Below are 13386 nucleotides of genomic sequence, written 5' to 3'. Positions count from 1 at the left end.
GCTACTTCTTGACGACCTTCAGGGTGAAGGCCACCTCGGACGGCTCCCCGTAGGTGTTGCCGCCGTACTTCGCCACCAACTTCTGCGTGCCCGCCGAGGCGAACGTCGCGAGCCGGACCGTCACCTTGCCGTTGGCGACCGTGCCGTGGCCCACCAGCGTGCTGCCCCGATAGACCCGGACGGTGCCGGTGGCCACGGTGTAGCCGGGCGCGGTGACGGTGAACGGGACGTTGGCGCGCGTCCGGTCCTCGACGACCTTGGCGGTGAAGCTGCCCTTCTTGGTCGTCGTGGTGCCCCGCACGATCGTCAGGCTCGCCGTCGTCGTGTCCGACTTGTACGTCTCGCTGCCGCCATAGGCGACGGTGAGCTCGTACGTGCCGGGCTTGAACGCGGTCTTGCCCAGCGTGACCTTGCCGGACCCGTCGAGCAGGAAGCCCATGCCGGCGTATGCCCCCTCGTGGGTGACGGTGACGAGTCCCGAGACGCCCGCCTCCGCCGTGACGTCGACGACCGCCGACTTGCCGTACTTGGTCGTCGCCACCGTCGCCGCCAGTCCGGGATCGCCCTTGACGACCTCGACCGTCACCGTGGTGGACGACGGGTCGTGCCCGGCGTCACCCGCGTACGACACCGTCAGCGTGTGGTCATCGACCGACAGCTGACCGGCATCGACCGGCAACGAGACCTCACCGTCGATCAGGTCGCCGGTCGCGAGGACGACCGAGCCGTCCTTGACCGTCACCGTGCCGGTCGGCGTGACGTCGTCCCCGGCCTCGACCTTGGCCTCGACCTGGAACGTCGAGCCGTACGCCGCCGTGGCGGGTGCGGTCGCCGTCGTCGTCGAGGCGACGGGTCCCGGCGCCTCGGCATTGTTGAAGCCGATGATCTCCGGGTCGTGGTCGCTGGCCCGGTAGGGGTTGGGCTTGTAGAAGTCCGTGACGTTGTAGTTGTAGCGGCTGTACTCCCGGGCCACCGACTCGTACGAGTTGATGTTCCAGATGTCCGCACCCGTCACGTCGGCGTAGGCCTCGCTCGACGCGAACACGTGGTCGAGCGAGCCGACCGCCCCGTCGAACTGGTAGGTCTGCTTGTCGGTCAGCGCGCGCGGCACGTTGACGAACCCGCCGTCCTCGATGATGCCGACCGGATCCTCCTCGTTGTACGAGTTGAAGTCGCCGGTCAGGAAGACCCGATCGGTCTTGGCCGCCGCCTCCCGCTCAGCGGCGAACGCCATGAGCGCGTGCGCCTGGAGCGTACGTGCGTGGTTGGACGCGCCCTGGCCGTCACCCTGGTCGGCGTCCACGCCCGAGCCGGAGCCCTTGGACTTGAAGTGGTTGACGATGACCAGGAAGTCCTCGTACGCCGCCCCACCCGCCGGACGGAACTCCTGCGCGAGAGGTGCGCGAGCGTTGGAGAACGCAGGGTCGTCGAGCGCCACGGACGTTCCGACGGTCTCGACCTTGGCCGGCTGGTAGATGAACGCCGTACGGATGACGTCCTCACCGTTGACCGGGATCGTGGCCGGCGACGGGACTGCGGCCCATCGATCGGTGCCGGCAGCGGTGTTGAGCGCCGCCACCAGGTGGTGCAAGGCATCGTCACGGTCGACGCCGAAGGCGGCCGAGTTCTCGATCTCCTCCAGCGACACGACATTCGCGTCGAGCGTGTTGATCGCCGAGACGATCTTGGCCTGCTGTCGCTCGAGGTTGGCGTCGTCGGCAGCGCCACGCGGGCCGTCGGGCGTGCACGTGTTGGCCGTGATGTGGTTGCCCTCGCGGTCGTTGTAGTAGGTGCACGAGCCACCACCCGCCACGAAGTCGGCCGCGGTCGTCGTGAAGTAGTTGAGCACGTTGAACGTGCCCAGCGTGAGGTCACCGCCGACCGGCTCGGGCGCGGCCTTGCGCGTGTTGCCGATCACGACCGGCTCGTTGCCGCCCGCGACGAGCTGCTGCGTCGGCTGCAGCTTCCACGCGCTGTTGCGGTAGTCGAGGACGACCGGGTCGTCGAACGTGACCGGCGCACCGGTGCGCACCTCGTTGTCCGCAGTCAGCCATGGCAGGGCAATGCCCTGGCTGGCGGCGGAGAAGAAGTTGAGTGATGCACCGTCGTCGAGCGTGATGAGCTTCTCGTCGTTCTGCGCCTGGAGCGCCAACGCCGGTGCTCCGGGGGCGACGACGTTGGTCGGGGTGTCGAACGGCTTGGTGCCCGGAGCGAGCCCGATCTCGGCGTACTGGTTGGTCGCGTAGTTGTTGGTGATCGTGAAGTCACCCTGCGGCGCCAGGAGCATGCCCTCGAGCGACTCCTTCTGAGCCGTGCTCAGTGGGAACGACACGGTCGCCGGCTCGACGCCTTGGGCCGGACCGGCCAGCTTCTCGAAGTTGCCGGTCGTCGTCGACAGCTCGGTCAGCCCGTTGAACTCGCTGACCGCACCCGTGACCTCGACCAGGTCGCCCTTGTCGACGCCTGCCGCAAAAGCCGACGAGAACACGAAGAGGCCGTCCGACGCATGGTGGGTCGACAGGTCGACGGCACCACCGGTGCCGTCGGTCTGGATGTAGGCGCCGGAGAACCCGCCGGTCTTGTAGACCGCCGTCACGACGCCCTGCGTCGTCACGGTCGTGCCGGCCAACGGGCTGTCGGTGCCGGTGCCCTGGATCTCGGCGATCGTCGCCTCGGTCGGGTCGCCCGGGTCGACCCCACCACCGCCGCAGTCCGCGCCGCAGGCGACGGGCGTGGGTGCGGCGGACACGAAGTCGCTGGCGTTGTTGTCGGTGTCAGCGGCACCGGTACGCGTGAGCGACGCGGTGACGGAGTAGCCGGAGGCCTTGACGGCGCCCTCGTAGGTCGCGGACGCGCCGTAGCCGACGAGGTCCACCAGGTTGCCGTTCGCGAGCACCGTCGCCCGGTCACCGGTCAGAGGCGTCGTCGACTTGGCCAGCGCGAGCGTCCCGCCGTTGGCACTGCCGGCGTACGAATAGGACGTGTCGCTGACGTCCGGTGTCGGCAGCGCCGCGCCGTTCGTCGAGTTGGCGTTGCCGCCGATCAGGAACGACCCGCCCGGCTCGATGTGGTGGTCACCGAGCGCCGTGACGCCCGTGAAGTTGCCCGTCGAGGAGTAGGACCGGTACTGGACCGACCATCCGTTGAGGTCGATCACCTTGGAGGTGGGGTTGTAGAGCTCGACGAACTTGTTGAGGTAGGTGGCACCCGTGCTGCCACCGTTGACGTACACCTCGTTGATCACGACGTTGTCGCCCGCGGGCGTCGCGTCGGCCGTGCTGGGCATCGCGAGCGTCGAGGCGGCCAGCGCGAGGCCGACCCCCCACCGGGCGACGAAGGACATCTTCATGAGGGCTTCTTTCCGAGATGGATCCGGAACCGCCCGGGGACGGCGCGCAGCCGTCCCCGAGCGGTCACCAGGTGGTTAGTTGACGACGGAGATCGTGAACGCCGACGTCGAGGGCAGGGCCACGCTGTTGCCGCCGTAGCTCGCCGTCATCTTCTGGGTGCCGGCGCTCGTGAACTTCTTGAGCGTCACCGTCGCCAGGCCGTTCTTGACCGTCGCCCACCCGTACTGGGTGCTGCCGCGGTAGATGCGAACGGTCCCGGAGGTCACCGTGAATCCGGTGCCCGTGACCTTGACCTTGACCGTCGCAGCGGTCTTGTTGCGGACGACCTTGCCGGTGACGTACGACTTGGTGGCCTTGGTCGCGCCTCGCGTCACCGTGAGGGTCGCCGTCGTGCTGGTCGGGTCGAACTTCTCGTCCCCGGCGTAGAACACCTTGAGGTCGTACGAACCGGGCTTGAACGCGGTCTTGCCCAGCGTCACGGTGCCCGCGCCGTCGGTCATGAAGCCCATGCCGACCAGCTCGCCGCCGTACGTGACATAGACGAGGCCGGATGCCTCGGCGTCAGCCGTGACCTCGACGACGGGAGAGGTGCCGTACTTGGTCGACCCGACGACCGCGCCGAAGCCCGAGCCGCCCTTGACGATCTCGATGGGCTCGGTCGACGCCGATGACGCCTCGTGCAGGGTGTCGCCGGAGTAGGACACCGTCAGCGTGTGGTCGTCTGCGCTGAGCTTGCTCGCGTTGACCTCGACCGACGCTGATCCGTCGACGAGCGGGCCACTCGCGAGCACGGTCGAGCCGTCCTTGACCGTGACCGTGCCGGTCGGCGTGACGCCGGACTCTGATGCGACGGTTGCCTCGACCGTGAACGTCGTGCCGGTCTTGGCCTTGGCCGGAGCCGTGGCGGTCGTCGTCGACGTGGCCTTGTCGACCGTCAGCGGGATGGTGGTCGTGGTGCCGGTCGGCGCCGCGACGACCTCGAGGGACGCCGGACCGATCAGGCCCGCGGGCAGGTCGAACGCCACGGTCGCCGAGCCTGCGGTGACCGGGAAGCTACCGAGATCCGTCGTGGTGTCGCCGGACTTCAGCTTCGCCGTGACGGAGGTGTTGGCCGGGCTGCCGAGCGACGTGAGGTCGAGCTTCGGGAGCGTCACCGAGACCGAGTCGCCGGCCTCGTACGAGCTCTTGACGCCCGTGACCGCGAGCGAGCGACGCGCGAAGTCCGGGGACACCGGCGAGCTGGCGTCCAGGTAGTCGATGAACGACTGGTAGTCGACCAGACCGCTGTCGACCGACGTCCCGAGCGTGAAGGCACGGAAGTTGTCGCCGCCCGTGGTGAGGAAGGCCGGCAGCGCGATCCGGTAGTTCTTGGCCGGGTCGATCGGCTGGCCATCGATCGAGATCGAGGTGATGCGATCGGTCTCCGGCCGCGTCGGGTCGTACGTGTAGTGGACGTTCTTGGACAGACCCAGCTGCAGGTAGGACCGGGTCGGCACGTTGCCGTCGACGTCACGCTGCCACTGCTGCTCGAGCACCTTCTTGAAGTTCGCGCCCGAGAGGGTCGTGGTGCTGAGGTTGTTGACGAACGGCAGGACGCCATTGGCCTCGGCGAACGTGATCTCGCCGTTGGCGCCGGTCGCCGGCGTGGATCCGGCGTACAGCAGCTCCGCGCGCAGGCCGCCGGAGTTGGTGACGGCGATGTCGGCGCCGGCCGGGGTCTTGCCGACCGCGGACAGGAGCGCGTCCGCCACCAGGTTGCCCAGCGTGGACTCGCTCGCCCGGTCGTCGCGCTTGCCGCCCAGGTAGGCCGTCGTGATGTCGGCCGTCTGGGTGGCGACGACCTGGTTGCCACGCTCGGCGGCGACCGCGAGTGCCGCGTCGGTGATGGTCTTGACCTGGGCCACGTCGGGGTAGGTCTGCACGAGCGTCGCGTCGTCGGTCGTGACACGGGCGATGTTGGACTGCGTGTACGACTTCACGTCGCCGGTGTCGCCGTCGACCGTGAGCTTGATGTTGCCGACGTTGGAGCCGTAGTTGCCGGTCTGGATGATCGGCCGCGTCTTGCCCGGCTCGCCGGGGATCGGCGCGTCGTAGGTGTACGCCTGGTGTGTGTGGCCCATGAAGATCGCGTCGACGTCGGGCGACGTCTCCTCGGCGATCTTCTTGAACACCTCGCTGTGCGCGACCTCGTACGCGTAGCTCTGGGTGCCGTCAGGCGCGCCCTCGTGGATCGAGGCGACGATGACGTCAGGCGGCGTCTGCGAGGCCTCGAGCTCGGTGACGGTGTCGTTGATCGCGTCGGTCGGGTCCGTGATCGTCACGCCGGCCATGCCGCCGGGGCTGACCAGCGAGAGGGTCTCCTTGGTGACGGCTCCGACGACGGCGACCGAGACGCCGTTGACGTCGAACGTGGCCGACTTGTCCAGGAGCGGCGCGCCGTTGCGGAACACGTTGGCGGCGAGGAACGGGAAGTCGGCAGCGTCGGAGAGCCGGCCGACCAGGTCGTCGGCACCCTTGTCGAACTCGTGGTTGCCGGCGGCCGAGGCGTCGAGGTGCAGCGCGTTCAGCACGTCGATCGTCGGGATGTCGCCCTGCGTCGCCGAGGCGAACAGCGAGGCGCTGACGTTGTCACCGGCCGAGATCAGCAGCGAGTTGTCGGAGCCGCCCTCCTGGCGGATCTTCTCGACGGTGCCGGCGAACTTGACCGTGTTGGCATCGATGCGACCGTGGAAGTCGTTGATGCCGATGAGGTTGAGCGTCACGTCGTCCGCGGCGTCAGCCGGAGTGTTGACGAGCAGTGGAGCGGCCAGCAGGGTGGCAGCAGAAGCCGTCGCAAGCAGACGGCGAGAAGCGAACTTCACAGGTGTTCCTTTCGAGCCCCGAGTCCGTGATCGCCCCCGTGGCGATCACCTCTGAGAGGAATCTGAAGATTCTCAGCAAATGGAGTAGGGCCACCTCACCCCGGTTGAGAAACCTTGTCAACGCGTTTTACGAAGACGAAACGTGTCGAATCGGTGAAGTTTGGGTTGCAACGCGCGTTTCACGCGTGCGGCGGCTTCGGAGCGGCTCTCGCCATTCGCCGGACGGCCCATCCAGGAACTAACCTTGACGAGTGGTCCCGACGACGTGGCCGCATTCAGGAGGATTCGTGACTGGCGCCACCGCGTCCCTGCGCAAGACCCTCGGCGGGTTGCCCGGCGTCGACCAGGTCGGGCTCGAGGCCCGGGCCGCCGGACTCGGCACCCGGTCGATCAAGACCACGGCCAAGGCCTGGGCGATCGACCTGGCGATCTCGATGGTCGACCTCACGACGCTGGAAGGCGCCGACACCCCCGGCAAGGTCCGCGCGCTGGCCAACAAGGCCATGCGCCCCGATCCCACCGACCCGAGCTGCCCCTCGGCCGCCGCGGTGTGCGTCTATCCCGACATGGTCAAGATCGCCAAGGACACCCTCGGCGACTCTGGCCTCAACGTGGCCAGCGTCGCCACCGCGTTCCCGTCCGGTCGCGCCGCGCTCGACATCAAGCTCGCCGACACGCGCGACGCCGTCGAAGCCGGTGCCGACGAGATCGACATGGTCATCGACCGTGGCGCGTTCCTGACCGGCAACTACGAGCTGGTCTTCGACGAGATCGTCGCGACCAAGGAGGCGTGCGCCCGCCCCGACGGCACGCACGCCCACCTCAAGGTCATCTTCGAGACCGGCGAGCTGCAGACGTACGACAACGTCCGCAAGGCGTCCTGGCTCGCGATGATGGCCGGCGCCGACTTCATCAAGACCAGCACGGGCAAGGTGCAGCCCGCCGCGACCCTGCCGGTCACGCTCGTGATGCTCGAGGCCGTACGCGACTTCCGTGCCGAGACCGGGCGCCAGGTCGGCGTCAAGCCCGCCGGCGGCATCAAGACGTCGAAGGACGCGATCAAGTACCTCGTGATGGTCAACGAGATCGTCGGCGAGGACTGGCTCGACCCCGACTGGTTCCGGTTCGGCGCCTCGAGCCTGCTCAACGACCTGCTGCTGCAGCGCCAGAAGATTGCCACCGGCCACTACTCCGGCCCCGACTACGTGACGTTGGACTGACATGACCAAGTTCGAATATGCACCGGCGCCCGAGTCGCGCTCGATCGTCGACATCAAGAGCTCCTACGGCCTCTACATCGGCGGCGAGTTCGTCGACGGCAAGGGCGGCTCGTTCAAGTCGATCAGCCCGTCCACCGAGGAGGTGCTCGCCGAGGTCACCGAGGCGACCGCCGACGACGTCGACCTCGCGGTCAAGGCCGCCCGACAGGCGTACGACAAGGTCTGGTCCAAGCTGCCCGGCAGTGAGCGCGCCAAGTACCTCTACCGCATCGCCCGCATCATGGCCGAGCGCAGCCGTGAGTTCGCCGTGCTGGAGTCGCTCGACAACGGCAAGCCGATCAAGGAGTCACGCGACGTCGACCTGCCTCTGGTCTCGCAGTGGTTCTTCTACTACGCCGGCTGGGCCGACAAGCTCGGCCACGCGGGCCTCGGGCCTGACCCCAAGGCGCTCGGCGTCGCGGGCCAGGTCATCCCGTGGAACTTCCCCATCATGATGCTGGCCTGGAAGATCGCCCCGGCACTCGCGGCGGGCAACACCGTCGTCCTCAAGCCGGCCGAGACCACTCCGCTGACCGCGCTGCTGTTCGCCGAGGTGTGCCAGCAGGCCGAGCTGCCGCCCGGCGTCGTCAACATCATCACGGGCGCCGGCGCCACCGGGCAGGCCCTCGTCGAGCACCCTGACGTCGACAAGGTCGCGTTCACCGGTTCGACCGCGGTCGGCAAGGCCATCGCGCGCTCCGTTGCCGGCACGTCCAAGAAGGTCACCCTCGAGCTCGGCGGCAAGGCCGCCAACATCGTGTTCGACGACGCCCCGCTCGACCAAGCGGTCGAGGGCATCGTCGGCGGCATCTTCTTCAACCAGGGCCACGTGTGCTGCGCCGGGTCGCGCCTGCTGGTTCAGGAGAGCGTCTACGACGAGGTCATCGACAAGCTCAAGCAGCGCATGTCGACGCTGCGCCTCGGCGACCCGCTCGACAAGAACACCGACATCGGTGCGATCAACTCCGCCGAGCAGCTCGCCCGCATCAAGGAGCTGTCCGACGTCGGTGACGCCGAGGGCGCCGAGCGGTGGTCCGCACCGTGCGAGATCCCCGACAGCGGCTTCTGGTTCGCGCCGACGATCTTCACCGGCGTCACGCAGGCCCACCGGATCGCCCGCGAGGAGATCTTCGGCCCGGTGCTGTCGATCCTGACGTTCCGCACGCCCGCCGAGGCGGTCGAGAAGGCCAACAACACGCCCTACGGCCTGTCTGCGGGCGTGTGGACCGAGAAGGGCTCGCGGATCCTGTCGATGGCCAACCAGCTGCGCGCCGGCGTCGTCTGGGCCAACACGTTCAACAAGTTCGACCCCGCGTCGCCGTTCGGCGGCTACAAGGAGTCGGGCTACGGCCGCGAGGGCGGGCGCCACGGCCTCGCCGCCTACCTGCAGGGAGCTTCCGCATGACGAGGTTGGACGTGCGCAAGACGCACAAGCTCTACATCGGCGGGGCCTTCCCCCGCTCGGAGTCCGGCCGTACGTTCGAGGCCGTCGACGCCAAGGGCGGATTCCTCGGCAACATGGCGCTCGCGTCGCGCAAGGATGCCCGCGACGCGGTGCTCGCCGCCCGCAAGGCGTTCGGCGGCTGGTCGACGCGTACGCCCTACAACCGCGGCCAGGTCGTCTACCGCCTCGCCGAGGTCATGGAGGGCCGGCGCGACCAGTTCATCGAGCAGCTGCGCGCCGCCGAGGGCCTCAATGACAAGAAGGCCACGACCTACGTGGACGCCGCGATCGACCGCGTCGTCTGGTATGCCGGCTGGGCCGACAAGTACGTCCAGGTGCTCGGCAACGGCAACCCCGTGTCCGGCCCGTTCTTCAACCTGTCGACCCCTGAGCCGACCGGCGTCGTGGCCACCGTCGCACCCAGCGGCCCGCTGCTCGGCCTGGTCTCGGTCATCGCGCCCGCGATCGTCACCGGCAACACCGTCGTCGTGATCGCGAGCGAGAAGTACCCCGTGCCGGCCGTGACCCTTTCGGAGTGCATGGCCACCTCGGACCTGCCGGGCGGCGTCGTCAACATCCTCACCGGCAAGCCCGCCGAGATCGCCCCGTGGCTGGCGTCGCACATGGACGTCAACGCGCTCGACCTCGCCGGCGTCGACGATCCCGAGCTCGCCGCCTCGCTCGAGGTCGCCGCCGCCGACAACCTCAAGCGTGTGCTGCGCGCGCCCTCGGCTCCCGTCGACTGGCTCGCCGAGCCGACGCTCGCGCGCCTCGAAGGACTCGTCGAGACCAAGACCGTCTGGCACCCGATCGGCGTGTGACCGGCATCGTCAGCTGGTCGAGAGTCTGAGAGCGCTGTGGGCGTCGTCATCCTCGCCGGGCCCTCGGGGTCCGGCAAGTCTCATCTGGCTGAGCGCCTCGGCTGGCCGGTGCTGCGCCTCGACGACTTCTATCGCGACATCGACGAGCCCGACATGCCGCGCTCGAGCCTCGGCATCATCGACTGGGACGATCCGGCGTCGTGGAGCTCCATCGACGCCGTCGGCACGATCGCCGAGCTGTGCGCGGCAGGCACCGTCGAGGTCCCGGTCTACGACATCGCGACGAGCCGGCGTACCGGGACCCAGACGTTGTCGGCGCCAGGCGGCCGGTTCATCGCCGAGGGCTTGTTCGCACCGGTCATCGTCGACGCCTGTCGCGAGGCGGGCATCCTCGACGCCGCGATCTGCCTGCGCCGACACCGGGTGATCACGTTCGCGTTGCGCCTCACCCGCGACCTGCGCGAGGGCCGCAAGTCGCCATGGGTCCTCGTCCGCCGAGGGTGGCGGCTGCTCAACGACGAGCCCCGCATCGTGGCCGAAGCGGTCGCCCACGGCTGCCAGGCGATGACCCCGCGCGAGGCAAGGGCGCTGCTCCGCAGTCTGCCCTGACGACGTGGCGACCGTCCCTCTGGCCGGCACCTGGTTGACCCTCGCACTGACCGGTGGCTCAATGCAGCCATGAGCTTCGATGCGACCCGCGACGCGTACGACCGCTACATGGGCCGCTACTCCGACCAGCTGGCGGTCACCTTCCTGTCGTTCGTCGGCGGAGAACCCGGCCACCGAGCCCTCGACGTCGGCTGTGGGCCCGGCGCGCTGACACAGGTGCTGGCCACCGGGCTCGGCGCAGCGCACGTCGCGGCTGCCGACCCGTCCGAGTCGTTCGTCGCCGCGTGCGCCGATCGGGTGCCGGGGGCTGACGTACGGCGTGCGGTCGCGGCCGAGCTGCCGTGGATCGACGCGACCTTCGACCTCGTCGTCTCGCAGCTCGTGCTCAACTTCCTGCCCGACCCCGGGGCAGGAGTCGCCGAGATGCTGCGAGTCGTACGACCGGGCGGAACGATCGCGGCCTGCACGTGGGACTACGCCGACGGCATGACGATGCTGCGGACGTTCTGGGACGCCGCTCACGAGGTCGATCCGGCGTCACCCGACGAGGCACGCACCATGCGGCTCACGACCGAGCGCGAGCTCGCGCAGCTGTGGGCGACCTCAGGACTGACGGACGTACGCACGAGGGCGCTCGAGGTGAGCACCGAGTACACGGACTTCGAGGACTACTGGCAGCCGTTCATGCTCGGGATCGGACCCGGCGGGGCGTACGCGACGTCACTCGACGCCTCCACGCTGGCTCGCCTCCGCGACGGCTGTCGCCGACGGCTCGGCAGTCCCGACGGACCGTTCACCCTGACGGCACGAGCGGTCGCCGTGAGCGGTCGGCGTTCGTCCTAGTCGACGATCCGCCGGACGACCTCGCTGATGAGCCCCTCCGAGAGCAGCACGTGATCGGCGGCGGGGCCCAACGGGATGAAGCTGTCGGCGCTGGTCACTCGCACGATGCGACCTGTGTGCCCGCCGTCGACGAGCGCCGTGATGATCGACTCGGAGACGCCTCCGCTGCGCCGGGTCTCGTCGACGACCACGACCCGGTCGAAGCCGGCGGCGGTGCGCAGCAGCTCCTCGTGCGGGAGCGGTGACAGCCACTGCAGGTCGAGCACGGTGCAGGCGATGGTGGGTGCGAGCTCGGCCGCCGCGCGCAGGCTCAGGCGTACGCCGTTGCCGAACGTCACCAGCAGGACGTCCCGCCCCTCGCCGTAGGTGCGCACGCGGCCGAGCTCAGCGCTGGACTCCGCCGGCCAGGCCGCCGGCGGCGTGTACGCGCCGGTCCACGCGCCGTCACCGTCCTGCAGGTCGCGCTGGTGGTAGAGCGCGATCGGTTCGAGGTAGACGCAGACCCGTCCCTCTCCCGCCAGCGCCAGGCACTCGCGGAGCAGCTGTGGTGCGTTCGCCGGATGGCTCGGGACCGCCAAGATGAGTCCGGGGATGTCGCGGAGCACCGCGACCGAGTTGTCGTTGTGGAAGTGACCGCCGAAGCCCTTCTGGTAGGCCAGACCGGCGACGCGTACGACCATGCCGTTCTGATACTGCCCGTTGGAGAAGAAGCGCAGGGTCGCCGCCTCGCCCCGCAGCTGGTCCTCGGCGTTGTGGAGGTAGGCGAGGTATTGGATCTCGGGAATCGGCAGGAACCCGGCGAGGGCCGAGCCGAGCGCGGTGCCCAGGATCGTCTGCTCGTCGAGCAGGGTGTCGAACACGCGATTGGCCCCGTACGCCTTGCGGAGCCCGCGCGTCACGCCGTAGACCCCGCCCTTGCGGCCGATGTCCTCGCCGAACACCAGTGCCTCCGGATGGGCCGCCAGCGCGTCCTTGAGCGCGGCGTTGACGCTCTGCGCCAGGCTCAGCGGACCCTCGTCCTCGGGGAGCCTGCCACCGAAGACGGCCTGCCGCCGCTCGGCCGTCGCCAGCATGTCGCGGCGCGCTCGGCGGGCCGTGATCGGCTCGGCGATCAGCTCGGGGTCGTCGAGTCGCCGGGCACCGGCCAACGCCTTGGCCCGCTGCATCACGGTGGCGCGCGCGTCGTCGTAGCGCGCGAGGGCGCTCTCGGGAGTCAGCACGCCGGCGTCGATCAGCACACCGGCCGTCGCCAGCACCGGGTCGCGGGCGTAGTCGTCCTCGATCTCGCGCTGCGACCGATAGGCGATCTCGGCGTCCGAGCCGGCGTGCCCCATGAACCGGACGGTGCGCAGGTGCAGGATAGCCGGGCGGCGCTCCGCCCTCACGCGATCGGCCAGACGTGCCGCTGTGGCGAGCAGCTCGACCGGGTCGGTGCCGTCAGCAGCCGCGTAGTCGATGCCCGGCCACGACGACAGCGAGCGCTCGACCCAGCCGGCCGGCGACTTGGTGCTGATGCCGATGCCGTTGTCCTCGCAGACGTACAGGATCGGCAGCGGCGCACCCTGATGCGCGCAGTAGGCCGAGGCGTTGAGTGCCCCGACGGCCGTCGAGTGGTTGGCCGATGCGTCGCCGAAGCTGCACACCACGACCGAGTCGAGTGGCCAGGGCGGAACGACCTCGGAGCGCGGCGCCCGTCCGAGCGCGAACGCCAGGCCGAACGCTCGCGGCAGGTGCGAGCCGATCGTCGAGGTCTGCGGGATGACGTTGAGGGCGGCGTTGCCGAAGACCTTGTGCCGGCCCCCGGAGATCGGGTCGCTCGTCGACGCGAGAGCGCCGTTGAGCACGTCGTCGATCGCGGTCGACCCGGCCACCTGGCCCGCGCGCGCCGCGTAGAAGCCGCCCGACCTGTAGTGCAGCAGCGCCGGATCGCTCGGTCGCAGCGCCATGGCGACCGCTGCGTTGCTCTCATGACCGGCCGACCCGATCGTGTAGAACGCCTCGCCCTGCGTCTGCAGCCAGCGGATCGCCAGGTCGAGGTGACGGCTCTGGAGCTGGGCGTCGAAGTAGGCCAGCAGGGTCTCCGGGTCCGGCACGGACGTAGGTGCGCCGGGCCGGGCGGGCCACCCACGCAACCGCCGGACGACGTGATCGTCGATCGACTCGGGCATGCCTCAACGTATCGCGAGCGTGGGTCGCCCG

Annotated in this window: 8 protein-coding genes; 5 read left to right on the top strand and 3 right to left on the bottom strand. The window is 69.2% G+C overall.

The window, feature by feature from the left end; all coding sequences use genetic code 11:
- Position 1: 1 nt before the first annotated feature.
- The gene (locus tag ESP70_RS09025; protein ID WP_149688957.1) at positions 2-3349 is read right to left on the bottom strand and encodes an ExeM/NucH family extracellular endonuclease; all 3348 of its coding nucleotides are present in this window, start codon (positions 3347-3349) and stop codon (positions 2-4) included.
- Between the two features lie 75 nt (positions 3350-3424).
- Positions 3425-6211 carry a 5'-nucleotidase C-terminal domain-containing protein gene (locus tag ESP70_RS09020; protein ID WP_149688956.1) on the bottom strand — a complete coding sequence of 929 codons (2787 nt, stop codon included), beginning with the start codon at positions 6209-6211 and terminating at the stop codon, positions 3425-3427.
- Between the two features lie 287 nt (positions 6212-6498).
- On the opposite strand from ESP70_RS09020, the gene deoC reads away from it, so the two are divergent.
- The 5 genes from deoC (at position 6499) to ESP70_RS08995 (ending at position 11187) form a co-directional block, all read left to right on the top strand.
- Positions 6499-7431, top strand: coding sequence for a deoxyribose-phosphate aldolase (deoC, locus tag ESP70_RS09015; protein ID WP_246161982.1), 933 nt, complete (start codon positions 6499-6501; stop codon positions 7429-7431).
- Position 7432: 1 nt separating this feature from the next.
- Positions 7433-8875, top strand: coding sequence for an aldehyde dehydrogenase family protein (locus ESP70_RS09010; protein WP_149688954.1), 1443 nt, complete (start codon positions 7433-7435; stop codon positions 8873-8875).
- A complete protein-coding gene (locus ESP70_RS09005; protein WP_149688953.1) occupies positions 8872-9735 on the top strand; it encodes an aldehyde dehydrogenase family protein in 864 nt (287 codons plus the stop codon). Before ESP70_RS09010 ends, ESP70_RS09005 begins: the two co-directional genes overlap by 4 nt.
- Positions 9736-9771: 36 nt before the next feature.
- Positions 9772-10344 carry a uridine kinase family protein gene (locus ESP70_RS09000; protein ID WP_149688952.1) on the top strand — a complete coding sequence of 191 codons (573 nt, stop codon included), beginning with the start codon at positions 9772-9774 and terminating at the stop codon, positions 10342-10344.
- A gap of 69 nt (positions 10345-10413) precedes the next feature.
- Positions 10414-11187 carry a class I SAM-dependent methyltransferase gene (locus ESP70_RS08995; protein WP_149688951.1) on the top strand — a complete coding sequence of 258 codons (774 nt, stop codon included), beginning with the start codon at positions 10414-10416 and terminating at the stop codon, positions 11185-11187.
- On the opposite strand, the gene ESP70_RS08990 is transcribed toward ESP70_RS08995, so the two are convergent.
- Positions 11184-13355: a thiamine pyrophosphate-dependent enzyme gene (locus ESP70_RS08990; protein ID WP_149688950.1), complete on the bottom strand. Its 2172-nt coding sequence runs from the start codon at positions 13353-13355 to the stop codon at positions 11184-11186. The two genes, ESP70_RS08995 and ESP70_RS08990, sit on opposite strands and share 4 nt — an antisense overlap.
- Positions 13356-13386: the final 31 nt, after the last annotated feature.

It is taken from the genome of Aeromicrobium ginsengisoli (genome assembly GCF_004134905.2).
Taxonomy (GTDB): Bacteria; Actinomycetota; Actinomycetes; order Propionibacteriales; family Nocardioidaceae; genus Aeromicrobium; species Aeromicrobium ginsengisoli.
This window is presented reverse-complemented; position numbering and strand designations above follow the sequence as displayed.